At 57.4% G+C, this 26,114-nt stretch carries 22 protein-coding genes and 1 tRNA gene; 8 read left to right on the top strand and 15 right to left on the bottom strand.

The features are described from left to right. Positions 1-216: 216 nt before the first annotated feature. Genes HMPREF2928_RS00325 through HMPREF2928_RS09205 form a run of 3 tightly spaced genes read left to right on the top strand, consistent with a single transcriptional unit; the run spans position 217 to position 2,248 of the window. Positions 217-753, top strand: coding sequence for a GTPase (locus HMPREF2928_RS00325; RefSeq protein WP_246823528.1), 537 nt, complete (start codon positions 217-219; stop codon positions 751-753). 47 nt (positions 754-800) lie between these two features. Beyond that, entirely contained in the window at positions 801-1,961 is a 1,161-nt protein-coding gene (locus tag HMPREF2928_RS00320; protein ID WP_246823527.1) for a D-mannonate dehydratase, read from the top strand. Beyond that, positions 1,958-2,248: a hypothetical protein gene (locus HMPREF2928_RS09205; protein ID WP_246823526.1), complete on the top strand. Its 291-nt coding sequence runs from the start codon at positions 1,958-1,960 to the stop codon at positions 2,246-2,248. The genes HMPREF2928_RS00320 and HMPREF2928_RS09205 overlap by 4 nt, the downstream gene beginning before the upstream one ends. A gap of 26 nt (positions 2,249-2,274) precedes the next feature. Here HMPREF2928_RS09205 and HMPREF2928_RS00315 read toward each other — a convergent pair whose 3' ends face one another. Beyond that, entirely contained in the window at positions 2,275-2,907 is a 633-nt protein-coding gene (locus HMPREF2928_RS00315; RefSeq protein ID WP_070686897.1) for a LysE/ArgO family amino acid transporter, read from the bottom strand. Between the two features lie 208 nt (positions 2,908-3,115). On the opposite strand from HMPREF2928_RS00315, the gene HMPREF2928_RS00310 reads away from it, so the two are divergent. Together HMPREF2928_RS00310 and HMPREF2928_RS00305 are read left to right on the top strand one after the other, a co-directional pair. Further along, complete coding sequence (locus HMPREF2928_RS00310; protein WP_070686895.1) at positions 3,116-4,033, top strand: LysR family transcriptional regulator ArgP; 918 nt, start codon at positions 3,116-3,118, stop codon at positions 4,031-4,033. Between the two features lie 14 nt (positions 4,034-4,047). Continuing rightward, positions 4,048-5,058 (top strand): hypothetical protein, encoded by a 1,011-nt coding sequence (locus tag HMPREF2928_RS00305; protein ID WP_070686893.1) that lies wholly within the window; start codon positions 4,048-4,050, stop codon positions 5,056-5,058. Between the two features lie 117 nt (positions 5,059-5,175). Here HMPREF2928_RS00305 and HMPREF2928_RS00300 read toward each other — a convergent pair whose 3' ends face one another. Next, complete coding sequence (locus HMPREF2928_RS00300) at positions 5,176-5,490, bottom strand: cell division protein CrgA (RefSeq protein WP_005507388.1); 315 nt, start codon at positions 5,488-5,490, stop codon at positions 5,176-5,178. Positions 5,491-5,649: 159 nt separating this feature from the next. On the opposite strand from HMPREF2928_RS00300, the gene HMPREF2928_RS00295 reads away from it, so the two are divergent. The 3 genes from HMPREF2928_RS00295 to HMPREF2928_RS00290 are packed head-to-tail and all read left to right on the top strand — an operon-like array spanning position 5,650 to position 7,227. Next, complete coding sequence (locus HMPREF2928_RS00295) at positions 5,650-6,399, top strand: class E sortase (RefSeq protein WP_049345744.1); 750 nt, start codon at positions 5,650-5,652, stop codon at positions 6,397-6,399. An 18-nt stretch (positions 6,400-6,417) separates the two neighbouring features. Beyond that, positions 6,418-6,579, top strand: a complete 162-nt coding sequence (locus tag HMPREF2928_RS09135) for a hypothetical protein (RefSeq protein WP_005507386.1) — start codon at positions 6,418-6,420, stop codon at positions 6,577-6,579. 15 nt (positions 6,580-6,594) lie between these two features. After that, positions 6,595-7,227, top strand: a complete 633-nt coding sequence (locus tag HMPREF2928_RS00290) for an aminodeoxychorismate/anthranilate synthase component II (RefSeq protein ID WP_049354380.1) — start codon at positions 6,595-6,597, stop codon at positions 7,225-7,227. 234 nt (positions 7,228-7,461) lie between these two features. Here HMPREF2928_RS00290 and pknB read toward each other — a convergent pair whose 3' ends face one another. The 13 genes from pknB to HMPREF2928_RS00225 form a co-directional block, all read right to left on the bottom strand. After that, positions 7,462-9,618, bottom strand: a complete 2,157-nt coding sequence (gene pknB, locus HMPREF2928_RS00285; protein WP_070686891.1) for a Stk1 family PASTA domain-containing Ser/Thr kinase — start codon at positions 9,616-9,618, stop codon at positions 7,462-7,464. A 47-nt stretch (positions 9,619-9,665) separates the two neighbouring features. Beyond that, the gene (locus HMPREF2928_RS00280; protein WP_070686889.1) at positions 9,666-11,423 is read right to left on the bottom strand and encodes a protein kinase domain-containing protein; all 1,758 of its coding nucleotides are present in this window, start codon (positions 11,421-11,423) and stop codon (positions 9,666-9,668) included. Continuing rightward, positions 11,420-12,856 carry a peptidoglycan D,D-transpeptidase FtsI family protein gene (locus tag HMPREF2928_RS00275; RefSeq protein ID WP_070686887.1) on the bottom strand — a complete coding sequence of 479 codons (1,437 nt, stop codon included), beginning with the start codon at positions 12,854-12,856 and terminating at the stop codon, positions 11,420-11,422. Before HMPREF2928_RS00275 ends, HMPREF2928_RS00280 begins: the two co-directional genes overlap by 4 nt. Continuing rightward, positions 12,849-14,309, bottom strand: a complete 1,461-nt coding sequence (locus HMPREF2928_RS00270) for an FtsW/RodA/SpoVE family cell cycle protein (RefSeq protein ID WP_005507381.1) — start codon at positions 14,307-14,309, stop codon at positions 12,849-12,851. The genes HMPREF2928_RS00275 and HMPREF2928_RS00270 overlap by 8 nt, the downstream gene beginning before the upstream one ends. Beyond that, on the bottom strand, positions 14,302-16,092 hold the full coding sequence (locus tag HMPREF2928_RS00265; RefSeq protein WP_070686885.1) for a PP2C family protein-serine/threonine phosphatase: 1,791 nt from the start codon (positions 16,090-16,092) through the stop codon (positions 14,302-14,304). The genes HMPREF2928_RS00270 and HMPREF2928_RS00265 overlap by 8 nt, the downstream gene beginning before the upstream one ends. Positions 16,093-16,095: 3 nt before the next feature. Next, positions 16,096-16,560 (bottom strand): FHA domain-containing protein FhaB/FipA, encoded by a 465-nt coding sequence (locus HMPREF2928_RS00260; protein ID WP_005507379.1) that lies wholly within the window; start codon positions 16,558-16,560, stop codon positions 16,096-16,098. Then, complete coding sequence (locus HMPREF2928_RS00255; protein ID WP_070686883.1) at positions 16,560-17,426, bottom strand: FhaA domain-containing protein; 867 nt, start codon at positions 17,424-17,426, stop codon at positions 16,560-16,562. The genes HMPREF2928_RS00260 and HMPREF2928_RS00255 overlap by 1 nt, the downstream gene beginning before the upstream one ends. Positions 17,427-17,654: 228 nt before the next feature. Then, positions 17,655-17,741, bottom strand: a tRNA-Leu gene (locus HMPREF2928_RS00250). Positions 17,742-17,883: 142 nt separating this feature from the next. Then, the gene (locus HMPREF2928_RS00245; protein ID WP_044150893.1) at positions 17,884-18,171 is read right to left on the bottom strand and encodes a PLDc N-terminal domain-containing protein; all 288 of its coding nucleotides are present in this window, start codon (positions 18,169-18,171) and stop codon (positions 17,884-17,886) included. A gap of 195 nt (positions 18,172-18,366) precedes the next feature. Then, positions 18,367-19,929, bottom strand: a complete 1,563-nt coding sequence (locus HMPREF2928_RS00240) for an alanine/glycine:cation symporter family protein (protein ID WP_070686882.1) — start codon at positions 19,927-19,929, stop codon at positions 18,367-18,369. 337 nt (positions 19,930-20,266) lie between these two features. Further along, entirely contained in the window at positions 20,267-23,617 is a 3,351-nt protein-coding gene (lysX, locus tag HMPREF2928_RS00235; protein ID WP_083311355.1) for a bifunctional lysylphosphatidylglycerol synthetase/lysine--tRNA ligase LysX, read from the bottom strand. A gap of 52 nt (positions 23,618-23,669) precedes the next feature. Next, on the bottom strand, positions 23,670-25,022 hold the full coding sequence (gene nhaA, locus HMPREF2928_RS00230; protein ID WP_070686878.1) for a Na+/H+ antiporter NhaA: 1,353 nt from the start codon (positions 25,020-25,022) through the stop codon (positions 23,670-23,672). Between the two features lie 243 nt (positions 25,023-25,265). Next, the gene (locus HMPREF2928_RS00225) at positions 25,266-25,790 is read right to left on the bottom strand and encodes a ferritin (RefSeq protein WP_070686876.1); all 525 of its coding nucleotides are present in this window, start codon (positions 25,788-25,790) and stop codon (positions 25,266-25,268) included. Between the last annotated feature and the right edge of the window lie 324 nt (positions 25,791-26,114).

The raw sequence follows: 26,114 nt of genomic DNA, 5'->3' as shown, positions 1-26,114 counted from the left end.
GTTCACTGTATGGTTTTTGGATAACAATCCAATAGGCAATAAAAAGAGCCCGCTTGCGCGGGCTCTTTTGCTTTAACAGCTAAAGCTAGAAAGGGGCAGACCCATACGGGTCTGCCCCTTTTTTTGTGCCCTCAGACCCTTGTCTATGATGCTTTGTCTACAAGGAGAATGCTCTTCACAGACACACTGGGATAGAGTAGAACCATGCACTACCCCATGTTTTCCCACGCACCAGAGCCAGTCGATCAGCAGCGCCAACACAACGGTGAAGAACGAACGGTAGCACTCTACGCAGAGAGCACACTGGAGCCTCACGAAACCTGGGCAGCACTGACCGAATACATTCACCTCTGGTGGCCCAGGCAGCTCCTACAGAGCGAAGAAAGCCATATCGACCTCTCCACCGAGCTACTGCTCGAAGAGACCGCAGACGGGGATATTATTCCTGTAGCACGCATTATCCAATGCGAGAACGAAGACGTGCTCACCATCGCACCCTACCCAGGTACACGCCTGGGGCGGCTCATGGGCGTAGCTGAAGAATCAGAAGAAAGCCTGAGCCTCATCCTGGATGCCCTGGCACCGGAGACTGCAGAAGGACCGTTATCCCTGCTCGAAATCAGTAGCGGTACCTACACAGGTCGTGAGGACGAGGAGCTGGGCATCTACGAGGAACAGGAAGAAGCAGCTGCCCTCCTCATGGGCGCATACAGCCGCTTTATCGGAGCTGAACTCCAGCGAGAAGAACTATAGGGGCCTTCGGATAAAAGAGGTTCTTAACCCCTGTAGAGTGGTATGTCATGAGCGCACAGGACCAGAACACCCCGCATCAGAAGGACGCACGCCCCATCTGGGTGCGACTGCGTGCTAAAGCCACTGCAGAAGCGGTGCAACCTCAGCATTACACCACTCAGCACTACAGCAAGGCTGACATGCTAAAGCAGAGCAATATCTGGTTCCGTAAACAGGGCGTGCCCCTCATCATTCCTGCACGTCAACGTGCTCTTGATGCGTTCCCACGCTCTGTACCGTGGATCCTGTGGGCTGGCATCATGCATATTTGCTATATCTTCCTGCGCGACCTTCTCATCTTCGTAGTGGAGGACGTGAAAGGTTCCCTACCGAACTACATCAAAGCTCTCACAAGCGATAGCGCCCTCAGTAACGAAGTACTCCCAGTGCTCGTACTCGGCGGGATTTTCCTCATTATGCCGGTCATCTCCGGTGTGTTCATTACTCTTGCCCACAAGCTGATGGTTCGCACCCCGCAGTGGGTTCAAATCACCACGGGTATTCTTACCGTACTTTTTGCAGGCATGCTCTTTACCGCCGGTGTCTTTGCATCCAACACCCTCGACGGCCTCGACTTCGTCTACGACGGCGGCCAAGTATTCCCGCTCATCGTTATCGGAATCTACCTTGCCATCTTCCTTGGCGTAGATACCGTACTCGGCTGGTCCCTCAAGCACGCCATCCACCAGCTCGCCTCCCTGCCGCCCATGATTGCGAAAGTACTGCCCGTACTCATGGTGTCCGTACTCTTTATCTTCGTGAACGCAGACCTCTGGAAGCTCGCCAACGGACTCAGCTTCCCGCGCGCCTGGGCGGTTCTGGGCCTCATGGGGCTACTCGCCGTGTTCGTGGTCGTCACAACCTCCCTAGAGCGCACAGCGCGCCTGCTGGGGCGCTCCAGAGGCGACGACATCGCACGCTTTAGTGACAACGACTACGAGCACGCCGCAGCCCTCGAAGGCGGAATCTGGAACACCGCCCAAGACTGGGTCGATGAGAAGAAAATCCTCGAACACCGACCCCTCAAAATCGCGCCCTGGAGCAACCTCATCATCATCCCCATGATCGGGCAGATCATTCAGGCGACCCTCTTCATGCTGCTCGTCTTCGGATTCTTCATGGCTTCTCGTCCATCGCCATTAGCGACACCACCATTGAATCCTGGATGAGCATCAAACCCGAACACCTCAAAATTCTCGGCGTAGACACCAACATCAACGCCGTCGTCATCAAGGTGTCCATGATTGTTGCCGTGTTCTCCGGGCTCAGTTTCGTTGCAACCACCAGTAGCGACGAAAAATACGCCCGAAGCTTCCTCAAGCCCATGATTGAGCGGATCAAGCACATCCTGATCATTCGCGATATCTACCTGGGCCTACTCGCCATGCCCAAAAATGAAGTGCTCATACCCCTCGAAGAGGAGAAGAGCACTGAAAAAGAGACTGACAAAGCGTAAAGAGCCAAGTCAGGGGGGGATAAAAGCTAGTGAGTCGACAGGTTCATCGTCAGCAGGTTGAACACCAGGTACGCCATCAGAAGAGCCGTCGCACCATCCAAAACACGCCACGCTGAAGGGCGCGCAAAGAGCGGACGCAACAGGCGCGAACCATAGCCCAACATCAAAAACCAGACCAAGCTACCGCAGCAGCAGCCCAGGTAGTACCACCAACGGCCCGGATCGCCCTGGGCGTTCGCCAGCGAACCCAAAAGAATAGTCGTATCCAACCACGCCAGCGGATTCAAATACGTCACCGCTGCCGTGGTCAGCAGAGCCGCCTTCAACGACTGAGAATCACCCTCCGCATCATCAACCACGATGGAGTGCGGAGTAAACACGCGGCGGCCAGCCTCAAAACCAAACCACGCCAAAAACGCCGCACCCACATAACGGAACACCTCAATAAACCACGGCGCCGCATCCAACAGGGCACCCAGGCCCACAACGCCCAAACCAATCATCAGAGCATCCGACAGAATGCAGAAAATAATAATCGGGGTAATATGCCGACCCAAAATACCCTGACGCAGCACAAAAGTTCCCTGGGCGCCAATAGCCGCCACCAAAGAAATCGTGGTGGTAGCACCCAGAAACAGCAGGGACAGGGATGCGGACATCGTGAAACTTTCTATGTTGCTCAAACGGGGTATGAGCCCGCGTGCGTAGTGGCGGGTAACGACTCTCTTACTACCAGCTTGCCAGGCAAAAGCTCGTGATGCAGGGATAAAGCCTGCGTTAGCGGAAGTGTGAAGTGCCAGAGACGAGAATACGGGAAAAAGGACCCTAAATCTATCTAAATATTTTCACACTGCGTAAGATATTCTTATGACACGTTTCAGTACCGACCAGCTCACCACCTTCGCCACCGTCATCGAATACGGCACCTTCGACGCGGCAGCAGATATCCTGCGAGTGAGCCCCTCCGCCATCTCCCAGCGCATCAAAGCCATGGAACAGATTGCCGGAAAAGTCCTGGTACGCCGAAGCAACCCCGTCACCCCCACCGACGCCGGACAAAGCGTACTGCGCATCGCCCGACAGAGCGAATTCCTGCAGCAAGAAATGGAACGCGAACTCATGGGTGCCGGCGGCTTCCAGAGCGTCTCCGTTGCCGTCAACGCTGACTCGCTCGCCACCTGGTTCATCGATGCGGTAGGAACCCTCAGCCGCGAAGACAGCATCTTCTGCGACCTGCGACGAGAAGGCGAATTTCACTCCTCCGCCATGCTCCGCTCCGGAGAAGTCATGGCAGTCATCACCTCCAAACCCGAAAAAATCCCCGGCTGCTCCGTTGAAACCCTCGGAGTGGCACGCTACTGGTGCGTCGCAACCCCCGACTACGTACAGCGATACCTACCCGGCTGGCCCAAGCGCGTAAGCCGCGAAGAGCTCAACCGTGCCCCCGTCGTCGAATACGACCGCAAAGACTTCGTGCAGGACGTAGCGCGAGTCCTCATTGAACAAGAAGTAGGTCTGGAGGCTGAAGAAACCTTCACCCAAAGCCCCACCATCTACATTCCCTCCTCCCCGGACTATGCGCGCGCCGTCAGCGCCGGTATCGCCTGGGGTCTCATTCCCGAAGCGCAATGCGCCGAAGAGCTCGCAAGCGGGCACCTCGTGAAGCTCGCCGCAACCCCCGTAGAATTCCCCCTCTACTGGCAGCGCTGGAACATCAACTCGCCCGTCATGGAAACCGTAACCCGCCGCGTCCACGAAGCGGCACGAGGCGACCTGATCTACTAGAAGAGGATGGCTCCGTGAGCTATATGGAACGCCACCAGGTGGCTCTCTACCTCGCCTCCATGGCCGTGGGAGGTGCCAGCGCGGGGCTGAGTGGGTGGAGCCTAGTTTCTGAGCAGCTCGTGCCCTACGCGCTCGGTGCGCTCCTGTGGACCAACTTCGCTCTCATGCCTCTAGTCGGCATGAGTGTCGGTCAGCATAAGAGGCTCGCTCGCACGGTCGTGCTGGTGGCTACCCTTGGAACCCCGATTCTAGTTGCGCCTCTGGTCTCCCTCTTCATTCCCGAGGGCGGCCCCATTGCTCTAGCCACGGTGATTGTTTTGCTGGCTCCATGCGTGGATTACGTTGTGGTTTTTGCGTGTATTGCTGGAGGGGAATATCGCGGTTTGCTGGCGACAACGCCCTATCTTCTTGGTACCCAAATCGTTTCTATTCCATTCTGGACTAGTGCGTATGCATATATAGGAATATTAGATATTGGGGTGGTGGGAGAAATATTCCCCCTTCCCACCGAAAGCTACCTCAGCTTGGCACCGCTCATCGTGCCCCTGATAGCCGCCTACCTCGTGCAACGCTGGTCAACCCGCTCACCGCAGCGTCAACAAGCCTACGAACGCGTACGCAGCATGAGTGATGCCGCGATGATTCCCCTCATGTGCCTGCTCCTTACGCTCATGTGCTCCGCCTACACCCCGGCGGTACTGAACGAAACGCAGCTCATCCCCCGACTCGCCGGACTCTACCTCACCTACGCAATCCTCGCAGGAGGCGCCGCATGGTGCCTCAGCAAGGTAATGAGCCGACCGGAGCGCGTCTCCGTAACCTTCAGCGGGGTCACCCGCAACGCCCTCATCATCTACCCCATCGTCGCGCTCTGCGCACAACGCCTGGCACACAACGGGAACCCCGAAGCGAACCTCATGAGCGCCACCGTACTCACCCAAACCCTCACCGAGCTGCTCATCATGGTCGCCATGACCGCAATCTTCCGGGTCAGAACAAAGACAGGTAGCGTGCAGGATCTCTAACCCCAGCCCGGCCAAACAGGCGAAACATATAGAGAGGCGGCCGCCCCACACGGGACGACCGCCTCTCTATAAGCTCTAACGCCTAAGCCCTAGTGCCTAAGTCTTAACGTCTAAGTCTTAACGCCAGCGAGTCATCATCAGCATGCTCACCATCATGGCGCCCACACCAACACTCACATTCCACATACCCAAATCAGGAATCGGGAACAGGCCCTGCGTAATGTAGAAAACAATAATCCACAGAATGCCCACCGCCAACAGCGAGAACATAATCACGCGGTACCACAACGGAGTCTGCTCCTTCAGCTGCGTGCCGCTCTCCATCTCACGAGCAATCTCACGCAGACGCAGCTCGCTCGCATCCTCCACCTCAGACTTAGCAGACTTCTGAGACTTCTTCTTGGACGATGCCTTAGCCGAGTTGGTCGACATACTTCCTCCGCTTATTGTTGTATGGGTAACCTAAAAATATATGTTCACACCTATCTTTGCAGACTTACGGGATGATTTCACCTTCTCCCCGCGTTGAAAGATAAGGAACGCCACCCGGCGCCCAAGAACATACATAACCCAGAAGACAAAGGAGACCGCATGAGTCAAGGAACGGCACCCACCGCAGAGCGCCGCCCCCGCAGCGTGCTGCACTGGGTCATCCAGATTACAGGCGAACTCCTCATCACCATCGGAGTCGTACTGCTCCTCTTCGTCGCATGGCAGCTTTGGTGGACCAACATCGACGCCGACCGCACCCAATCCCAAGCCGTCAGCACCCTCGTTCAGGAGTTCGACTCCAATCCCGGCGAACCCGTCCCCGACTGGGACCCCAACACCCCTCCCGCCGGTCTGAGCGAACCCGGCCACGGTGAAGTCTTCGGCGTCGTCTACATCCCCAAGTTCGGATCCGACTACCAGCGCCCCGCAACCCAGGGCACCAGCTCCGACGTGCTTGACTCCCTCGGCCTCGGCCACTACGAAGGAAGCGCCATGCCCGGCCAGGTCGGCAATTTCTCCCTCGCAGGACACCGCCAAACCCGCGGCAAAGTCCTCAACGACATCGACCTGCTCACCGAAGGCGACCACATCTACGTGCGCACCAAAGACGGCTACTACACCTACACCGTCTACAGCCACGAAATCGTGCAGCCCGACCAGGTAGAAGTCATCGAACCCGTCCCCGGACAGCCCGGCGTAGCACCCACCGAGCGCCTCCTGACGCTCACCACCTGCCACCCGCGCTACGGTGACACCGAACGATACATTGTCCACGCCCGCCTCGAATCCTGGCGGCCCGCCGCAGCCGGAGCGCCCGCAGAAATTGCCGCCTCCGTCGCAAAATCCTAAATCTGAGAGGAAAAGCAGATGTACGCATGGATTTTCCGCCACCTCCCCGGCCCCCTGTGGGTTCGCATCATTATCGCCATCGTGCTGATACTCGCCGTAGTCTACCTGCTCATGGAATTCGTCTTCCCCCACTTCGCAGAGTACGGCCCCTTCAACCTGAACGTCACCATCAACCATTAGCGCTAAGGACGTGCCATGACCCGCATCCTTGTTATCGACAACTACGACAGCTTCGTCTTCACCCTCGTCGGCTACATCCAGCAGCTCGGCGCTGAAACCACCGTCATCCGTAACGACGAATACGAACTCGACGAAGTCATCAAGCTCGCCGAAGAACACGACGGCGTGCTCGTCTCTCCCGGCCCCGGTGCCCCCGCAGAGGCAGGCGTCATCATCGACACCATCCGCTGGGCCGCGGAAGCGAAGAAGCCGCTGCTGGGCGTCTGCCTGGGCCACCAGGCTATTGCTGAGGCATTCGGCGGCACCGTCACCCACGCCCCCGAGCTGATGCACGGCAAGACCTCGCAGCTGGTGCACGATAACGTCTCCGTGTTCAAGGACGTGCCCTGCCCCTTCACCGCGACCCGCTACCACTCCCTGGCGGTTGTACCCGAAACCATGCCCGACGTCCTGGAAACCACCTCCACGACCGACAACGGCATCATCATGGGCCTGCGCCACCGTGAAGCCCCCATGCACGGCGTGCAGTTCCACCCCGAATCGGTCCTGACCGAAAGCGGATACCTCATGCTCGGCAACTGGCTCGAAGAAACCGGCCTGCAGGGCGCCGCAGAACGCTCTAAGAGCCTCTCACCCCTCATGGCCTAGCCCTTCTAGCCTTTAGAGCCCTCAGTGGCTTATATCGCCTCCAGAAGCCCCGTAGCAGTCACGCTACAGGGAAGCTGGAGGCGATAGCTCTATCTGGCCCGTAGCCGCGAGCAAGCCCCGGTACACGAACAAAGCACACAGACAGACACACGGGCAGATACACGAAAGGGGCGGCGCCCCACACCCAACGGTGTGGAGCGCCGCCCCTTTATCGTAGCTAGCCGCTAGAACCCCTTAGCGGGCATTCGCGTTAGCGTTTGCGTTGTTCGCATTGGCATTGGTATTCGCGTTATTACCCTGAATCGTACGGGTACCCGCAGTAGCGGACGCAGCCGGTGCCGGAGTAGCCGTAGCGGTAGAATGCTGCTGGTTCTGGTTGCCAGTGGTAGCGTTCTGGTTACCGGTCGATGCAGCCGGCTGAGTAGCCTGCTGGGTAGCCTGACGCTGCTGGTTCTGGTTGCCAGTAGTAGCGTTCTGGTTACCGGTCGATGCAGCCGGCTGAGTAGCCTGCTGAGTCGGTGCAGTCGTCTGAGTCGGAGTAGCCGCCACACGAATCGTCACGGTGCTGTTCTGAGCCACCAGAGTACCCGCCGCAGAGCTCTGCGAAAGCACGGTACCAGCAGGACGCTCATTGGTCTGAACGGTCTCAATGTTGGTGTTCAGCAGAACATCCTGAGCAGTCAGAGCAGCAATAGCCTGATCCTTGGTCAGACCCACCAGCGAGGGGACCTTCACCTTACCGGAGGACAGGACGATGTTCACGGTGCTACCAGCCTCAACGGTCTGAGCACCCTTATCATCGGTCGAGCCCTTCTCCGGGGAAAGCTCCACAACCATACCGGCAGGAACGGAAGCGCTCTCCACAGTGGAGACGCGGCCATCCACCAGACCCAGGTCCTTCAGAGCGTTACGGACATACGCCTCACTCTGACCCTGCAGGTTATCCGGCAGCTTGACCTTCTCCGGACCACTCGAAACGGTCACAGTCACGGTCGAACCCTTGTTAACCTTCGAGCCAACACCCGGCTCGACGCTAATCACGTCACCCTTCTTGATGTTGTCAGAGTAAGCCGTACGGTAATCCAGCACGAAGCCCAAGTTACGCAGCTGGTTATCGGCATCATCGCGGGAAACATTCACCACAGCCGGAACCGAAACCTGCGGAACCTCGTTCAGCTTGTTCTGGTAGTACAGCACCGAGCCGACACTGAAGACCAGCAGAGCCGCAATCAGAGTACCCACGAGGAAACGAACCCACGCACGCTTACGCGGCGAAGACTCATCGTACTCCGCGTACTCCTCATCCTCGTACAGCTCTTCATCGTCCTCATACTCGAAGAAGCCGTTAAGACCGCCGTCCTCCACCGAAGCCTCAGTGATCGAGGTGGTGTACGGGGCGTAGTCATCACCCAGGGAGGCGGTAGTTGCCGAAGGAACGAAAGCAGTAGTCATCGCTGCATCCTGAACCACGGTCTCTTCACCCGGGCGAACAACCGACACCAGAGCCTGAGCGAACTCAGCCGCGCTCTGATAACGCTCATCCGGGTTCTTCGCCAGACCCTTCAGAATCACAGCATCCAGACCCGCCGGAACCTCAAGCGGGGTGAACTTGCTCGGAGGCTCAGGAGTGTCAGAGAGGTGCTTAGCAGCCAGGTCAACATTCGACTCAGCATCGAACGGAGAACGACCAGCAATCATCTCGTAAATCACGCAGGCAGCAGAGTACAGGTCGCTACGGGCGTCAACATCCTTGCCGCTCACCTGCTCAGGGGACATGTAGCGTGCGCTACCCATCACCACGTTAGCCTTGGTCAGCGCCTCGCCAGCTTCCTCAATGGCACGGGAAATACCGAAATCCATGACCTTAATCTGGCCGGGCTGACCCTTAGCGATATCCTCGCTGGTACGCTCCAGCACCATAATATTCGCCGGCTTAATGTCGCGGTGAATAATGCCCATCGAGTGGCTGTACTGCAAAGCACCCAGCAGCTGCTCGGAATAACCCAAAGCATCACGGACCGGCAGGTGGCCGCCACGGGACAGGATGGAACGAAGAGTGTGACCCTCCACGTACTCCATCACGATATAAGGAATAGCGGTGCCCTCATCCGAAGAATCAGACTCCTTGCCATCCTGCGAGGGGTTGTACGAACCGGTGTCATAGACAGCAACAATCGCAGGATTGTTCAGAGACGCCACAGCCTCCGCCTCACGCTTAAAGCGTGCGCGGAACGTATCGTCCTGGGCCTGCTCCGGGCGCAGAATCTTAAGCGCAACCTTGCGGCCGAGGCGAGTATCCTCAGCAGCATAAACGGTTGCCATCGCACCGGTACCGATTACCTCGAGTACCTTGTAACGGTTATCAACCGTGTCGGGAACCGACAGGTCCATAAGTTCTCCTGGATCACTAAGACTAAAACTAAATCAAAACGTAGGGGCTAACGCGCCGACGCAGAAGCGGAAGCAGAAGCCGACGCAGACGGTGCAGCAGAAGCGCTCGCACTCGAACCCCTACCCGAACTGGAAGAGGCCACATACATGTCTACATTACTACCAACCGTGACCTTGGTGCCAGATGAGGGGGTAGTACGAAGCACCGTACCGGGGGCCGCAGTGTCCGAATTCTCATAATGCAGAGAAACGTTCACACCCAGAGCGGCAACAGCCTTCGATGCCTCGTCAACGTTCTTACCCTCAAGGTTCGACGGCAAAGTCACCGACTTCGGACCGGTCGAATAGCGAACAGTCACGCTATTACCCTGTTCCAAAGTACCCGTCGGAGAAACCGAAATCACCGTGTTCTCCGGCTGAGTCGACTCAACACCCTCAGTCTTGGGGGACAAGCCAAGGTTCTTCAGCTCGTTCACCGCATCCTGCAGCTCGCGACCCTCATAGTTAATCGCGTTGACGGTCACCTTCTGCTTAGCGGCACGGGCAGAAGCAGACTCAGTCGGCTCCACCGTCGAAACGGTACCCGTGTTCGTCGGAACAGCAGACGAAGAAGCGCTCGGAACCGGATCAGTCGAACCGCCACCATTATTGGAGGAAAGGACCGTCCAAATACCGCCAGCAATCAGCACGATTGCCAGAAGCAGAGCAACCCACATCCACACGTTCGGGCCACGCTTCGCTGCAGGAGCAGGAGTAGACTTCACGCGGCCCGAAGCCGGACGCATCGTCTGCTCACTCGTGCGAGGAATCGGTGCCGTCGTCGGCTCCGGCGAGAAACGACCACCAGAGCCAAAACGCGGAGCAGCAGAAGCGCTAATCGGCTCAGCCGCAACATCCATAGCGGTCATCGCGACGGTAGCGTCGTCAGCGTTCTCCTCAGCCAAGAACTGTGCCAAAGAGGGAACAGCCTTCACCGCAGCCTTCAGGTCGCGGCGACGAATCGCATCCACCGCAGAAGCCAGAGCGGTCGCATCCTTAGGACGCTGAGCCGGGTCCTTCGCCAACAAGCACATAATCAGCGCACGAGCAGGAGCCGGGATGGTCTCCGGAAGCGGCGGCGGCGGATCATTCACCTGAGCCAACGCAATCGCAATCTGCGACTCACCCGTAAACGGACGACGACCCACCAGGCACTCATAACCAATAATGCCCAACGAGTACATATCCGAAGATGCGGTAGCAGCCTGACCGGTTGCCTGCTCCGGCGCCAAATACTGGGCGGTGCCCATCACCTGGCCGGTAGCCGTCAACGGCACCTGATTAGCCAGACGAGCAATACCGAAATCAGTCACCTTCACGCGATCATCCGGGGTGATGATAAGGTTACCCGGCTTCACGTCACGGTGCACCAGACCCTGCGAATGAGCCGCAGCCAACGCGCGAGCGGTCTGAGCAATGAAGTTCAGAACACGGTCCGGCGGCAGGGTAGTCTCGTGCTCGATAATGCTCGAGAGCGGATTACCCGGCACCAGCTCCATGACCAGGTACGCGGAGTTGTCCTCCTCGCCGTAGTCGAAAACGTTCGCTACACCGGGGTGGTTCAACAACGCCGTATTACGGGCCTCAGCGCGGAAACGCTCCAAGAAGCCCGGGTCACCGGTGTACTCCTCCTTGAGGATCTTGACCGCAACGATGCGTCCAAGCACCTTGTCGCGAGCTTTCCACACCTCGCCCATACCGCCAATCGCGATACGTTCGGTTAGGGTGTAGCGCCCGCCCAAAGTGATATCAGCCGCAGGCCTCACTTGTTCAACACCGCCTCAAAGAGTTGCTTACTAGTACTGGTTGCCAACTGGGCACCGGTCGCCACATCAATATCCTCATAAACCACAGCAATCGCAATCTGAGGATCATCAGCCGGAGCAAAACCGGTAAACCAAGAATTATTCAAACCTGCCGTAGTCTCCGCGGTACCGGTCTTACCCGCCACCTTCACACCGGGGACACCAGCATTGCGTGCAATACCATTATCAACCGCATTCACCATCCACTGCTTCACCTGGTTAGCAATTTCAGGGCTAGTGGACGTACGCAGCTTCTCAGGAGAGAACTCCTGCAAAGTGCTCAGGTTGCTGGTCTTCACCGAACGAATCAGGTTCGGCTTCATCTGCACGCCGCCATTCGCAATCGCCGCAGAAGTCATCGCCACCTGCAACGGAGTGGTCTTCACGTCGTACTGACCAATCGCCGACTGGGCCAACTGGCTCTGCGTCAGATTCGACGGGAAAGACGACTTAGAAACCGTCAAAGGAATCTTCAAATCATGGCCGTAACCAAAATTCTCAGCGGTCTTCGCGATACGCTCCTGACCCAAATCCATCGCAATCTGCGCAAACGGCGTATTACAGGACTGAGCCAAAGCCCACTCAATCGTCGCCTGAGTGCGGGTTCCACACTGACCGCTATAGTTCGGCAGGCTAATGTTCGTGCCCGGTAGCGGCAACTGTGCGGGGTTCGCAATCACCGAAGATGCGTTGTACTTGCCGGACTCCAGCGCCGCCACCGCATCAATAATCTTGAAGGTAGAACCCGGCGAATAGGTGTTACCCGCAATCGCACGGTTAAACAGGGGGCTGTCCTCGTCAGAAGTCAGCGCCTGGTAATTCGCCAAAACCGAAGAGCTCGTATGAGCCGACAGAAGATTCGGATCATAGGACGGCGAAGAAGCCATCGCCAGAATCTCACCGGTCTTCGGGTTCATCGCCACCACAGCACCCTTACGACCCTGTAGCGCGTTGTAGGCAATATCCTGAAGCTTCGAATTAATCGTCAGCTCCACGCTAGCGCCCTGCGCGGAAGAACCACTGAACAGCTGCGCCACACGATCGTAGAACTGGCTATCGCTCGTGCCGGCAAGCTCCTTATCCATAGCAGCTTCCAAACCGGTCGCGCCATAAATCGTGGAGAAGTAACCCGTCAGAGCCGCATACTTGAGCGGGTGGTTATACACACGCTGGTAGTTGTACTCATCATCGGACTTCACCGACGAAGCGATCTCCGTACCGTCAACTACAATCGAACCACGTGCCGAACCGTAATTGTCGTAGAGCGCTCGAGAATTCCACTGATTATTCATCAGCGTCTTCGAATCGAAGAACTGAATATAGCTGAGGGTACCCATCAGCAGGACAAACACGCACGCGGCAGACATCCACATGCGGCGAATAGCCCTATCCATTCTTCTCACCTCCAGAATCCTTAGCCGTAATACGCGCCAGAACGCTAGTAGCACCCTCCGGCTCGTAGCTAGTGTCCGCATGGTCAATACCCTGCGGAGCATCATAACCAGCCACCAGGTGAGGTGCGCGGGCACTATGAGAAATAGACAACCACAGCGCCACAATAATCCAGTTAGCCACCAACGAGGAGCCACCGGCAGACATGAAAGGAGTCGTCAGACCAGTCAGCGGAATCAAACGAGTCACGCCGCCAATCACCACGAACAGCTGCAGAACCATGACCGTAGACAGACCGGCAGCCAACAGCTTGCCGAAACCATCACGAGTACCCAACGCTGCACGGTAACCGCGCGAAACCAGAAGCATGAACATCATCAGGATGGCACCCAGACCAACCAGGCCCAGCTCCTCACCCAACGAGGAAATAATCATGTCCGAATTAGCGTACGGGACAAGGTTTGCGCGGCCCTGACCCCAACCGCGGCCAAAAAGACCGCCGTAAGCCAGACCGAAAACGCCCTGCAGAATCTGACCCGAACCACCAGGAGACGCCTGGTAAATCTCCGGATCAAAAGCATGCACCCACGCATAAATACGGGCGTGCACGTGCGAGACATAGTGGTACGCGAAATAGCCACCCACAGCCATACCGATACCCGCAACCACCAGCCACGAAATACGACCGGTCGACAGGTACAGCATCGCCATGAACAGGCCAAAGAACATAATTGCCGAACCAAGGTCCTTCTGGAACACCAGAACACCCAGGCTCACAATCCACGCCAAGAACACCGGCGCCAAATCACGCAGACGCGGCAGATTGATAGGGCCGATGCGGCGGCCAGCCACCAGAATCAGGTCACGGTGCGTCGCCAAATAGCCGGCGAAGAAAATCGCCAAAGTAATCTTCGCGACCTCACCCGGCTGGAACGTACGGTTACCGATATGAATCCAAATACGAGCACCATTGAGCTCCATACCCAGACCCGGAACCAGCGGCATGATAAGCAGGATCATCGACAGCACCAGGGAGGTGTACGTGACCTTACGCAGCAGACGGTAATCCCTGAGCACAAACACGATAATCGCGCACAGCACCATAGACACGCCAGTCCACATCAGCTGACCATCACCCACCGGAGCCGCAATCTGCGGATCCAGACGATAAATCATGGTCAAACCAATACCGTTCAGAGCCACCACCAGCGGCAGAATAAACGGATCAGCATAACGGGCGCGGAACTGCATGACTAGGTGAATCAGAAGAGCACCAGCACCCAGCACCACCGTGCACGGCAACCACTGGCTCTTCGACGTATCAAAAGCATGCTCCGGATCAATCAAGTACATGCCGAACGAGCTGATACCCACCGCCAAAACCAGCAGGAAAAGCTCCGTGAAACGGCGTGCACGAGGCGCGTCCGACTCACGACGGAACGAGAACTTAGCCATTGTTCTCACCGCCCTCTGCCGCAGGCGCGGAGGAAACCGTAGCCAGCTCAGGAGCCGGGGATGCCGAATCAGAGCCCGGTGCCTCAGCAGAGCCCGGTGCCTCAGAGCTCGGAGCCTCACTGGGCGCCTCAGAGCTCGAGGAAGCAGAAGCCGAGGCAGACGCGGAAGCAGACGCAGCGGCCTGCTCCGCCTTCTCACGAGACTGATCTGCCTGAGTCTTCAAACGAGACACAATCTGGTGCGCATCATCCAGGTCCTTCGCCGTAATCGCATTACGCAACAAAGAACGAGTATGATCGCTCAGCTCACTCGTAGGAATATCGGTATTCTCCACCACGTGAGAAAGGCGAATCGGACCCACCGCATGCGGAATACCGTTGTACACCGCAACCGTGCCGTCACTCTCACCCACATAGTAGCTACGCTCCACATAGCGCAGACCGGTCCACGCAGCCAGCGTCACAATAGCTGCAACCAGTAGAGTAATGAACAGGCGAATCGACCACGACCGCGGACGCGAACGCTCAACAGTATCCTCAGCGATCAGCTCCTCCAGCTCAGCCGGCAAGGTCGCCTCATCAGACTCAACCTTCAAAGGCACACGCTGAGCCACCGTCGCACGATGCTCCAGGGTACGCGAAGTCACCGCCGGAATCATGCCGGTCTCAGTAGCCACCGAAGCGGCACCAACCAGCTGATGCGGGCGGGAACCCAATTCGCTACGCAAGATCGCAGCATTCGTAAGAGCCGCATCCACGGCGTTATCGTACGTACCGATATGGTGACGCACCGCCCCAGAACCACTGTGCAACAGGGTTCCAGAGAAGTCACGAGCACGACGGAAACGGCGCAACGACCGACGATGAGGCTCCTCAGAGTCCTCATCATGGTGCGCACCCAAAATAGCCTCAGCAGCCTCAGCCGTAGCAGCAACCTCGGGAAGCTTCTGAGTATTCGTGCTGACCTCCTGCTCCGCCACAATCGAATCAGGCAGAGCAGACTCAGGCAGGCTCGAAGGACCCACCGGCTCATCCACCGGCAGAACCTCACGGTCAATCACCTGCAGGGACACAACCGTCACGTTATCCGGAGCGCCACGCTCCAAAGTCATCGCAATCAGAGTGTCAGCAATCTCAGATAGGTCATCGGTAGAACGCATCACCTGCTCAATCTCCGATAGGGACACCACAGCATCCAAACCGTCAGAAGAGAGCACCCAGCGCTCGCCGGGAACAGCGTCCAGAGTCTTCAACTCCAGCTCAGGGGACGCATCAACATCACCCAGAACGCGCATAATCACGTTCTTATGCGGGTGGTTCTCCGCCTCCTGCGGGGTAATGCGACCCTCATTGAGCAAGCGCTGCACAAACGTATGGTCAGTAGAAATCTGCTCAAACTCACCATCAGCACCCGGGCGCAGACGATACGCACGCGAGTCACCAATATGAGCCAGCTCAATACAATCGCCATCAATCAGCAGGGCAGTACAGGTCGTACCCATACCCGCCAGCTGCGGGTCATTCGCCGCCAGCTCATTAATAATCAGGTTCGCACTCTGAATCTCATCAGCCAGATAAACGCCGCCAGTACCATCCTCAAAATCAGGGTGATCAAGCGGAGTCAGATTCAGAACCGTCGTAGCCGACGCAACATCGCCGCCTACGTGGCCGCCCATACCGTCAGCAACGACAGCAAGGAAACGACCACCGTAGCCGGAGTCATCATTCTTCGAGCGTTTCAGACCCGTATCAGAGCGGGCCTCAAAACGAAAAGCAATCTTCATACACTAGCCCCTCAACTGCATGGTGGTACCGCCAACGCGGAAATCATCACCGGGCTCAATCGGGGTCGCACGAGTCAGACGCTCGCCATTGACGAACGTACCATTAGTAGAATTCAAATCCTCAAGGAACCAACGGGAACCCTGAGGGAACAGACGCGCATGGCGGCCCGAGGCGTAATCATCCTGCAGGGACACCTCAATGTCATTAGCGCGGCCAATAGTAATCGGGTGGTCCCCCAGCTGCATCATCGCGCCAGCCTGCGCACCGGCAGTAATCACAAGCTGCGAAGGGCGAGTCGGCGGAGGTGCAATATGGGTAGCCTCCGGAACCGCATCAACCGGTGCCGCACGATAGTTCTTACCCAAACCAAGGTCACGGCGAGCCGCCGAAACCACCAGGAAAACAAAGAACCAAATCAGAGCCAGAAAAGCGTAACGAAGGATAGTAACGGTCAATTCAGACGCCATTAACGGACACCTCCGGTCGAACTATGGAAGATGATGCGGGTATTACCCATGCGAAGCAGCGAACCGTTCGCCAGCACCACCGGCGCACGCAGAGGCGCACCATTAATCAACGTGCCGTTGGTAGAACCCATATCGGTGGCGACCACCGCACCACCCTGCATCGAAAGCTGCAGGTGACGGCGAGAAACACCCTTATCGTCCAGACGAAAATCAGCATCAGAACCGCGACCCAGCACAAACGGCAGGTGGTTCACCGGGTGCATGCGACCCTCAATCTCCAAGAAGAAACGGGGAGCACCCGCCGCGGGGGACGCTACAGGCATGTTCAGGCGAGGCGCAGGAGCCTGCTGAGGCGCAGGGCTGGGTGCAGGCTGAGTCGGCTGGGCAGCCGGCTTCGTAATGCGGGTCGGCAAAGAAGACTCACGCGGCGGACGCACCGGCGCGTAGTTAGTAGCACCGCGCAGAGATGGGGACGCCGGAGCCTCCGGCACAGAGAACGGCTCGAAAGTCGCAACAACCTCAAACTCGCCCTCAGAGAGAGAATCAAGAACGTTGAACGTCACGCGAACCGCACCAATGAGGGTGTAACCCTGCGCGCGGGCGTGCGAAATCGCCAAATCGCACAGCTCAACAGCGAACGGGTTGCCCCACTCGCGCACGCGAGGGAAATCAACCGGCGCAAAACGGAGAGTATAGACATTAGGAGCCATAGTGCGGCCACTGCCGTCCACATAGGACTCGTCATCCATCATGATGCGGACGCGGTTAGCGACATCCGCCTTCGCAAAGGTGCCGAAGCCCTTGGAAAGGCCGACAGTGCGGCCGATGCCTTGCTCCAGCTTGCCCAGCTTGTCGAAAAACTTCATGCCGCCTCCTTCTCAACGACCATTCCGAGCAACAGACCGCGCAAACGGTCTTTATCCGAAAGGCTCAGTTTAACGAGCGTGTCTGTGCGTTAGCTGTGTGTCCTGTGAATGAACACACCCGGTTCTATTTTAGGTGATGCACTCGCCATCGCTCTGGAACCCCGTCATTTAGCGGGGAATTGGTTATGGATATGAAAAAATCCCCGGTTCTTTCGAACCGGGGATCGTTGGTGCGCGAGGGGGGAGTTGAACCCCCACGCCCTCACGGGCACACGGACCTGAACCGTGCGCGTCTGCCTATTCCGCCACTCGCGCATGTGTCTTACGGTGTATCACCGCAGGCAACACATAAAACTATACGGACTGCATGCGGTGCTGTCCAATTGAGAGAGTGTGACCTTCGTTACTTGTGTTATGTGGAGGTGGTGGTGGGGGCTCAGGAAGAGCCTCCGAGCCGTTACCAGCCACCCTCCTCGGAAGTTGCAGTATCGGAAGCAGCCGCAGAAGCCTGCGCTCCGCGTTCCTGCTCAGTACGCTCCCGATCAATGCGTTCCAGACGCGCACGCAACAACCACGTCACCGGACCCACATACGGCAGACACAGCACCAGCAGAAGCCACTTCAACTTCTGTACCTCCGAAAAATGCGGGTTCCGATGAATCGTCACCAGGCACAGCAGCGCCAACGCAATACCCGCCAGAAAAACAACCGTGACCACCAGCTCCAGTACGGCATGCCAATCCATAAACCCTCCTAATATCCTTCCTAAGGATACAGACCCCGAATATGCCCCGGGATATGCATTAGGACGCGCCCAGAACGTGTGCCGGCAGGCGCCCCCCTCCACACGCCCCTCGGGCACGCAAAAGGGCCCGCCCCGCACACAGCAGGACGGACCCTCCACAAAGCCTTACACAGAAACCTGCGTGTAGCTCACAAACTAGCGGCTAACTTTCTTAGCCTTCTTCGCAGCACGACGCTCAGCAGCCTTCGCATCATACTCAGCCCAGAACTCACGGGTAGTCACCGCATCAGTACCATCCCACGCCGCAAGATTCTTCAACTCAGGCATATCCGAAGCCTTGAAAATCGGCTCCAAACCAGCCTTACGCTGAGCTTCATAGTTCTTCAACACCGCAACAACCTGCGGAGTCATCAACAGAACCGCCGTCAAGTTCACAATCACCATGCCGGCATTCAACATATCCGCGGTAGTCCACACCAGATCCAGCGAAGAAATCGCGCCGAAGAACACGAATACCAGAACCAGCGCACGGAAAATATTCATCGGCAGCTTACGCTCAGTCACAAAACGCATATTCGACTCGCCGTAGTAGTAGTTACCAATCACAGTCGAGAACGCAAACATGAAAATCGCGATAGTCAGGAAGTGAACCGCCCAATCGCCCAGCTGCATAGCCAACGCCGACTGAGTCAGCGACGCACCGCGAGAACGATCACCATAAGTCGGGTTCGACAGCAGAACAATAAACGCAGTCACAGTACACGCCATCATCGTGTCAAAATAAACACCCAAAGTCTGCACGTAACCCTGCTTAGCCGGGTGAGAAATAGTAGCGGTCGCACCAGCGTTCGGAGCAGTACCCATACCCGCCTCATTAGTCAGCAGGCCACGCTTCATACCCCAAATCACGGCACCCATGGTACCGCCGGTCACAAACTCCTTAATGCCAAAAGCGCCCTGGAAAATCATCAGCAGCATATTCGGAACCTCGGTAATGTTCAGCAGAACAACCAGCAGACCCAACAGCAGATACAGTACCGCCATAATCGGCACCAGCCACTCAGTCACCGAAGAAATCGCGCGAATACCACCGAAAATAATAGCCGCAGTCAGCGCCACCATAATCAGACCAATAGTGATGCGGAAGCCCATCGAGTTAGTACCCGAAACATCAATGCTGAACGAGTTCGCCGCAGCATCCACCACAGCATTCGTCTGAACCGCCACAAATACAAACGCATAAGTGACCACAATGAACGCCACGAAGATGTAACCCATCCACGGAGCATTCAGGCCGCGCTTCATGTAGTACGCCGGACCACCAATATAGGAATCCTTACCGCGCTCCTTATACAGCTGACCCAGAAGGGACTCCGCAAAAGCAGAAGCCGCACCAACAGCAGCAATAACCCACATCCAGAACACAGCACCCGGGCCACCCATAGCAATAGCCAAAGCAACACCCGCAACAGTACCGGTACCCACACGAGAAGCCGCCGAAACAGTAAACGCACGGAACGAAGAAATGCTCTTCTTACCGTCAGCCTCACGAGCAACCGGGTCACCCAGGACACGGACCATTTCCTTAATGGAACGCCACTGCACACCGCGAGTACGGATCGTAATGTACAGACCAGCCGCAATCAGAGCGTAGTAGAGGAAATTACTCCACATCCAGTTCTGCACGGCATCCACGGAGGAAGTCAGTTCCGCAGTCTGCGTATTAATGTCCCCGATGATATTCAGAAGAAAATCCACTCGGCACTCCAATCTTGAAAGCAAAAAGCCCGCACGCTCAAATCCGAAAGACGGACAACGTGTGGGCTACATTGCTGGGTGGCGCGGACTCAAAGCCGCGTAACGGAGGCACATACGCTCCGTATGATTAGTCACCTCATTGTGTCGGCTACGCCCCCCGCTCGGCAACTTAAAAAAGGGACCCAAGCCAAAATGTAACGAATACTTAATATATGGGCAGAGTAAATATAGACTCCGTGGAGGTGTTGACGGCACCGGCAGGGCGGGCACAAAAAGCCCGGCACAAGGCACAAAACCTCGCACCGGGCATAACGAAGAAGCGGGGGTATCAGTCGGGCTACGAACGCTCAGGCTTCACAAACGGGAACGACAACACCCCACGAATCTGCGTCTGAGCCAACAGCATCACCAAACGGTCCACACCCAGACCCAAACCACCCGTCGGCGGCATACCCGTCTCCAAGGCGTAAAGGAAATCCTCATCCACCTCCATCGCCTCCAGGTCACCCGAAGCCGCCTTCAACGACTGCTCCGTCAGGCGCTCACGCTGCACCAGCGGATCCGCCAGCTCCGAGTAGGCACAGCCCATCTCCATGCCGTTAATCACCAAATCCCAACGCTCCGCCAAACCCGGAACACTACGATGCGGCGCCGCAAGCGGACTCGTCTCCGCCGGGAAATCCGTATAGAACGTCGGCTCCACCGTATGCACCTCAACCAGCTCACCATACAGTTCCTCAACGATGGCACCCGGACCCATACCCTCGTGAACACGCACACCGTGCTGCTGCGCCAAAGCCAGCAACTCCTCAAAATCCGTCTGCACATCCACTCGGCGACCCAGCGCCTCCGACAGAGCATCACACACCGACACCACACGCCACGGACCCGACACATCACGCACCACGCGCTCGCTCGAAGCCTTACGACCCAGCGGCAAAGACACCGAACCAAACACCGCCTGAGCGGCATCCTTAATCAGACGCTCCGTCAACTCACGCATCTGCACATAATCCGCATACGGACGATACGCCTCAAGCACCGTAAACTCCGGATTATGGGTCGCATCAGCACCCTCATTGCGGAAATCACGACCCAGCTCATATACCGGACCGCTACCGCCCACCACCAGGCGCTTCAAATACAGCTCCGGCGCAATACGCAGCGTCAAATCCTCACCGTACGCATTGATATACGTGCGGAACGGACGCGCGCTCGCGCCACCGTGCACCGTATGCAGAATCGGGGTCTCCACCTCAAGGAAGCCCTCCGCATCCAGGCGGGCACGCAGTGCCTTAATGACCGCAGTACGCAGACGCAGATTCTGCATCTGATCCGGATGCACCAATAGGTCCGTGGAACGGCGACGCAGGCGCGCCTCCGGGTCAGTAAAGGAGTCGAAGGGGATGGGGTGCAGGCTCTTCGACGCCATGTACCAGGAGACGGCAATCAGCGATGGAGTGCCGTTACGGCTCACCCCGTAAGTGCCCTGCACGATGATGATGTCGCCGGTATCCAGGTTGCGGGAGGCGAGGCTCAACGGGCGCTCGCCCACCAGGCTGCGTTCCATGACGACCTGCAGGGTCTCACCCCCTTCAATGAGGATTGCAAAGAGGACTCCACCGTGGTTGCGAAGCGCGCGAATACGCCCCGAAACCATGAATTCCGAATCTGGAATATTTTCAGAAGAGAATATACTCAGGGCATCCTTCACGCCCAGAATAGGCGCACCATTACTGCGTATCTCACCACCCAGCGGATACGGATCCATGCCCGCCGCACGCAGCGCCTCCAGATGGCGCAGACGGTGCTGAGTCTGATCGCTACGCGACACCTCAGGAAGCTCTTCCACAGAAGCGAGCTGCATCTGGCGAAGAGCCTCCAGCTCATCTGTAGAAAGAACCTGCTCCTGATCCTGCAAACGGCGCGCCGACAAATTCGGTAAAAAGCCCTCCGCCATACCCGACGCAACCACAACATTCGCCATCGCCAACGTCGGCTCCGTCGCCAAAAAACGAGGAACCCACAGCGGGGCAAACTTCAGATTGAAACGATACAGGCGGCGTAACTGCAGAAAACGATCCAGCACACCCAAAGAGCGGGAAGCAAAACGGTTCCACGCTGACGCACCCACCTGATCAGCAGCCTCAAAAATATGGCCAAACATCGCAAAATTCAGCGACACCCGACGCACACCCAAAGACGCCGCCTGCTCCATCAGCGACGCCACCATAAACTCCACCACACCATTAGGTGCCTCAGGGGAGCGGCGCATAACATCCAAAGACAGCCCCGTAGGACCCCACGGGACGAACGACAGCAGAGCCACCATCTGACCAGCCTCATCATGAGCCGACACCAGAACAGACGAAGAATCCGCCGGATCATTCACACGATTCAGAGCCATCGAGAAGCCACGCTCCACACGCCCATGACGCCACGCCGAAATATTCTCCGCAACCTGCTGACGCTGCTGCTCAGCCAGCTCCACAAAGCGACGCATCTGCGCCGTGTACCCGCCGCGACGCACACGCTGAACCGCCTGACGCACCGGTAGCATCGACGTGTCATTGAGCGTGAAACGGTCCGCCTCAAGGACCGCCTCCTCACCCATCTGAATAATCGACAGGCCCGCACGGTTATAGGCGCGCGCACCCGCCTCACTCACGCTCAGCGCCGCAGGAACCCAACCATAGCTACGCGCCTGCAGCATCCACTGCTCAATGGCGGCATCCCACGAATCAGGGTCACCCACCGGGTCGCTCGACGCCAAACACACCGAACCCACCGAACGGTACGTAATCGCCGCCCTCTGATCCGGAGAGAAAATCACCTGCTTATCGCGACGCGTCGCAAAATAGGAGAGCGAATCATTGGCACCGTACTGCTGTAGCAGAGCGCGAATCTTCAGCTCCTTCTCGCCGGTCCACGCATCCGGGGCACGGTAACCGCGCGCCAACAGGTACAGTGCCGCAACCAGCGAGGCGCCGTAACCGAAAGAAGCCAAAAAAGCGACCACATCGGCAGACCACACGCCAGGATGGGTACGCTCAATACCCATGCCGTGCATCAGCAACTCCCACGGGGTCACCGAACGCAACGGCTCCCACACACCAATGTGGCAGAGGTACCAGAGCACCAGAGTAGTCAGCAGGATACCGCCAACAGCCGTCGACGCCGCACCCACCCACGAGAGGCGACCAATACGCGCCGGGAACGCCGAACGAATCGAGAAAAGGAAAGGCACCAGCGCGCACGCAAACACGATGGAGAGCGTATCGACCGTCGAGGAGAAAATACGGTCCTTCGGCATAATCCCCGCGGGGAACACCAGAGTGAATGCGCTATGGCTGGCGATCAGCACACCAAGCACCTGAAAAACGATGGCTGCAATGAGAGCGGCACGCTTGCGCACAATCAGCCCGGACACAAGCACAATCATCGTGATGGCGCTGGGTAGCGTGTGCGTGGAGGGAATATTCAGCAGGTCAGCGGTGACTTCCCACCAAGTGAAGCCGCGACCGTGCCGCAGAGGAGAAATAATCCACGCGAACGTGGTCAGTAGCGCGGCAAAGGAATACACCCCAATCACCACGCGTGCTGATATCTCTGCATACCTTGAAGGAGGCGCGGGCGCCTGCCCTGCTCGTGCTGTACGGCGACGTGAGGTAGTGCGGTGAGACATCATTATCAGCGGGGGATTGGGGTGTAGGGAAGGTACTAGACCTTAGGAGTTCTTGCTAGGCTTCGGTCTTCGGGTCACGGTAGGTGCCCTCGAAGACGTCGGGGATGCCGTTGTCGTCAGCGTCCACGCTTTCCTTCTCAGCCAGGGCACGGTAGTGCTTGTTACGGCGTGAAAGGATGATGGCACCGACAATCGCGGCGAGCACGGAACCGAAGAGAATCGCAATCTTTGCATCCTCGGTGTGCGGGGAGCCGTGCGGGAAGGACAGCTCAGCCACCAGTAGGGATACGGTGAAGCCGATACCGCCGGTTGCAGCCAGGCCGACCACGTCAATCCAGGCGACGTCCGGGTCGAGGTTAGCGTTCTTGAAGCGGGTCACGATCCAGGTGGTGCCGAAAATACCGATGGTTTTACCGGCAACCAGTGCAACCATAATGCCGACTGCCACGGAGTCGGTGAGGGCGCGTCCGAGGCCTTCAAAGCCGCCAACGGCCACACCCGCGCTGAAGAACGCGAAGACGGGCACGCAGATGCCCGTGGAGAGGGGACGGAATCGGTGCTCCAGCACCTCTGCAAGACCGTGTTCAGCCTGTGCCGCCTCAGAGCGAGCGGACATCTTCACGGGCACCAGGAAGCCGAGAACCACACCGGAAATGGTCGCGTGAATACCGGACTCGAGGAAGAGCGCCCAGGTGATAATACCCAGGGGCAGAAGTAGCAGCCAGGCAGCCAGCGGCTTCAGGTGCAGCATGGTCTCACCGCGGTAGGCAATGAACGCAAAAAGAGCGAGGGGAATGAGCGCGAAGAGCAGGTACTCGCCGTGGAAGTTATTGGTGTAGAAGATCGCGATAATGCAGATCGCAATCAGGTCATCGACCACTGCCAGGGTCAGCAGGAAGACACGCATCGCCGAGGGGAGGAAAGTACCCACGGCGGCGAGAACAGACACCGCGAACGCAATATCGGTTGCGGTGGGGATCGCCCAGCCGTGCAGAGCGGTGGGGCTGGTGAAGTTCAGCGCCGTGTAGATAATCGCGGGCACTGCCACGCCACCGAAGGCGGCCGCAATCGGCACAATAGCGGTGGAGGGCGACTTGAGGTCACCAATCACGAATTCCTTCTTCAGCTCCAGGCCGGTGAGGAAGAAGAAAACGACGAGCAGACCGTCTGCTGCCCAGGTTCCGATGCTCATCTGCAGGTGGTTGAAGCCGGGGATGACCGGACCAACAACGGTGTCTCGCAGACCAAAGTAGAAGGTGGATGCGGGGGTGTTGGCGAGTACTACTGCCAGCACCGTCGCAATCAGAAGTACGGTACCGCCGACTGATTCTGCACGCAGAATGTCGGCTACGCGGCGTGAGTTGCTATATGAGCCGCGGCTGAGGGTATCTGGGTTGGTGTGAGTCATTCTCTCCTCTTTCTGCCGCGATATTATGCGGCATCTAAGGCTTTTAAGTTTACTCTGCACTGTATGAGCATTCGAGTACCCGCTGGCGGCTTTTAGCTCCTGGACGGTGCACCGCGGTGTGCTTTCATGGCGTATATGCATAAACGTTCCGCCCTCCCCACGGCGTGTGGGGAGGGCGGAACGTTTAATATTTTGCAGATATTCTGCGTGGTCGACTAGGTGTCTAGCCGCCTGAACGCAAGATTAGGAACCAGCGATTGCGGGTGCACCGGACTCCTGGCCGTGGTCGTGTGCCAGCTCGCGTGCAACGTAGTTCTCCAGGTCGAAGAGGTTGCCGTTTGCGCGCTTCACGATGGTCACCAGGGTCTCCATGGTTGCAACTTCCTCAACCTGTTCCTTCAGGAACCAGAGGATGAACTGCTCGCCCAGTGCGTAGTTCTCAGCGCGTGCTGCGGAGAACAGCGCCTCGATCTGACCGGTGACAACCTTCTCCTGTGCCAGGGACATGTCAACGATTTCCTGAACGTTCTCGAAGTCGTTCTTGACAGCGGGAACAGCGGGGATCTCGACCTTGTGGCCGCGGTCCAGCTTGTACTGAACCATCATGAGTGCGTGCTCGCGCTCTTCGAGGGACTGCTGGTAGAAGAACTTAGCCAGCTGGGGCAGGTCCTCACCGTCGAGCCAGATAGCCATGGACAGGTACTGGTGAGATGCTGCGAACTCGTGGCCGATCTGCTCGTTCAGAAGGTCGTAGAAAGACTTAGACATATGGTTTCTCCTTATATGGTGGTTGCTTTTGGGTGCCGGGATGGCGCGGTGCAACCTGTTGATATTTATCGTAAGGGGTGGGGTGCGTCATGTACAGAGAGAAAAGGCTAATCGGTGAATCAGATAAGGTACCCCTGACATATTGTCACCACAACCCTTAGTGTGGATGCCCTGAATACTTTCTTTGGATTGAGTGGTATTGGGTGCGTTTCCTTGAGATTTCGCGGTTTAAAGCGGCATTAGATACCCCAATATCCCGCGTATATGCATGATGCCCCTGCGCCCGACAGCCGGTCATTCGACATTTCATAGCGGTACGTGATA

Source organism: Rothia sp. HMSC072B04, assembly GCF_001813725.1.
GTDB classification, from domain to species: domain Bacteria; phylum Actinomycetota; class Actinomycetes; order Actinomycetales; family Micrococcaceae; genus Rothia; species Rothia mucilaginosa.
This window is presented reverse-complemented; position numbering and strand designations above follow the sequence as displayed.

What these genes read in the sequence shown, in the direction of transcription:
- HMPREF2928_RS00255 (WP_070686883.1), bottom strand. Translation starts at nt 17,426, where the DNA reads ATGAAGTTTTTCGACAAGCTGGGCAAGCTGGAGCAAGGCATCGGCCGC.
- pknB (WP_070686891.1), bottom strand. Translation starts at nt 9,618, where the DNA reads ATGGACCTGTCGGTTCCCGACACGGTTGATAACCGTTACAAGGTACTC.
- HMPREF2928_RS09205 (WP_246823526.1), top strand. Translation starts at nt 1,958, where the DNA reads ATGAGCATCAAACCCGAACACCTCAAAATTCTCGGCGTAGACACCAAC.
- HMPREF2928_RS00325 (WP_246823528.1), top strand. Translation starts at nt 217, where the DNA reads ATGTTTTCCCACGCACCAGAGCCAGTCGATCAGCAGCGCCAACACAAC.
- HMPREF2928_RS00245 (WP_044150893.1), bottom strand. Translation starts at nt 18,171, where the DNA reads ATGGATTGGCATGCCGTACTGGAGCTGGTGGTCACGGTTGTTTTTCTG.
- HMPREF2928_RS00225 (WP_070686876.1), bottom strand. Translation starts at nt 25,790, where the DNA reads ATGTCTAAGTCTTTCTACGACCTTCTGAACGAGCAGATCGGCCACGAG.
- HMPREF2928_RS00265 (WP_070686885.1), bottom strand. Translation starts at nt 16,092, where the DNA reads ATGAAGATTGCTTTTCGTTTTGAGGCCCGCTCTGATACGGGTCTGAAA.
- HMPREF2928_RS00315 (WP_070686897.1), bottom strand. Translation starts at nt 2,907, where the DNA reads ATGTCCGCATCCCTGTCCCTGCTGTTTCTGGGTGCTACCACCACGATT.
- HMPREF2928_RS09135 (WP_005507386.1), top strand. Translation starts at nt 6,418, where the DNA reads ATGTACGCATGGATTTTCCGCCACCTCCCCGGCCCCCTGTGGGTTCGC.
- HMPREF2928_RS00310 (WP_070686895.1), top strand. Translation starts at nt 3,116, where the DNA reads ATGACACGTTTCAGTACCGACCAGCTCACCACCTTCGCCACCGTCATC.
- HMPREF2928_RS00320 (WP_246823527.1), top strand. Translation starts at nt 801, where the DNA reads ATGAGCGCACAGGACCAGAACACCCCGCATCAGAAGGACGCACGCCCC.
- HMPREF2928_RS00275 (WP_070686887.1), bottom strand. Translation starts at nt 12,856, where the DNA reads ATGGATAGGGCTATTCGCCGCATGTGGATGTCTGCCGCGTGCGTGTTT.
- lysX (WP_083311355.1), bottom strand. Translation starts at nt 23,617, where the DNA reads ATGATGTCTCACCGCACTACCTCACGTCGCCGTACAGCACGAGCAGGG.
- nhaA (WP_070686878.1), bottom strand. Translation starts at nt 25,022, where the DNA reads ATGACTCACACCAACCCAGATACCCTCAGCCGCGGCTCATATAGCAAC.
- HMPREF2928_RS00300 (WP_005507388.1), bottom strand. Translation starts at nt 5,490, where the DNA reads ATGTCGACCAACTCGGCTAAGGCATCGTCCAAGAAGAAGTCTCAGAAG.
- HMPREF2928_RS00270 (WP_005507381.1), bottom strand. Translation starts at nt 14,309, where the DNA reads ATGGCTAAGTTCTCGTTCCGTCGTGAGTCGGACGCGCCTCGTGCACGC.
- HMPREF2928_RS00290 (WP_049354380.1), top strand. Translation starts at nt 6,595, where the DNA reads ATGACCCGCATCCTTGTTATCGACAACTACGACAGCTTCGTCTTCACC.
- HMPREF2928_RS00295 (WP_049345744.1), top strand. Translation starts at nt 5,650, where the DNA reads ATGAGTCAAGGAACGGCACCCACCGCAGAGCGCCGCCCCCGCAGCGTG.
- HMPREF2928_RS00260 (WP_005507379.1), bottom strand. Translation starts at nt 16,560, where the DNA reads ATGGCGTCTGAATTGACCGTTACTATCCTTCGTTACGCTTTTCTGGCT.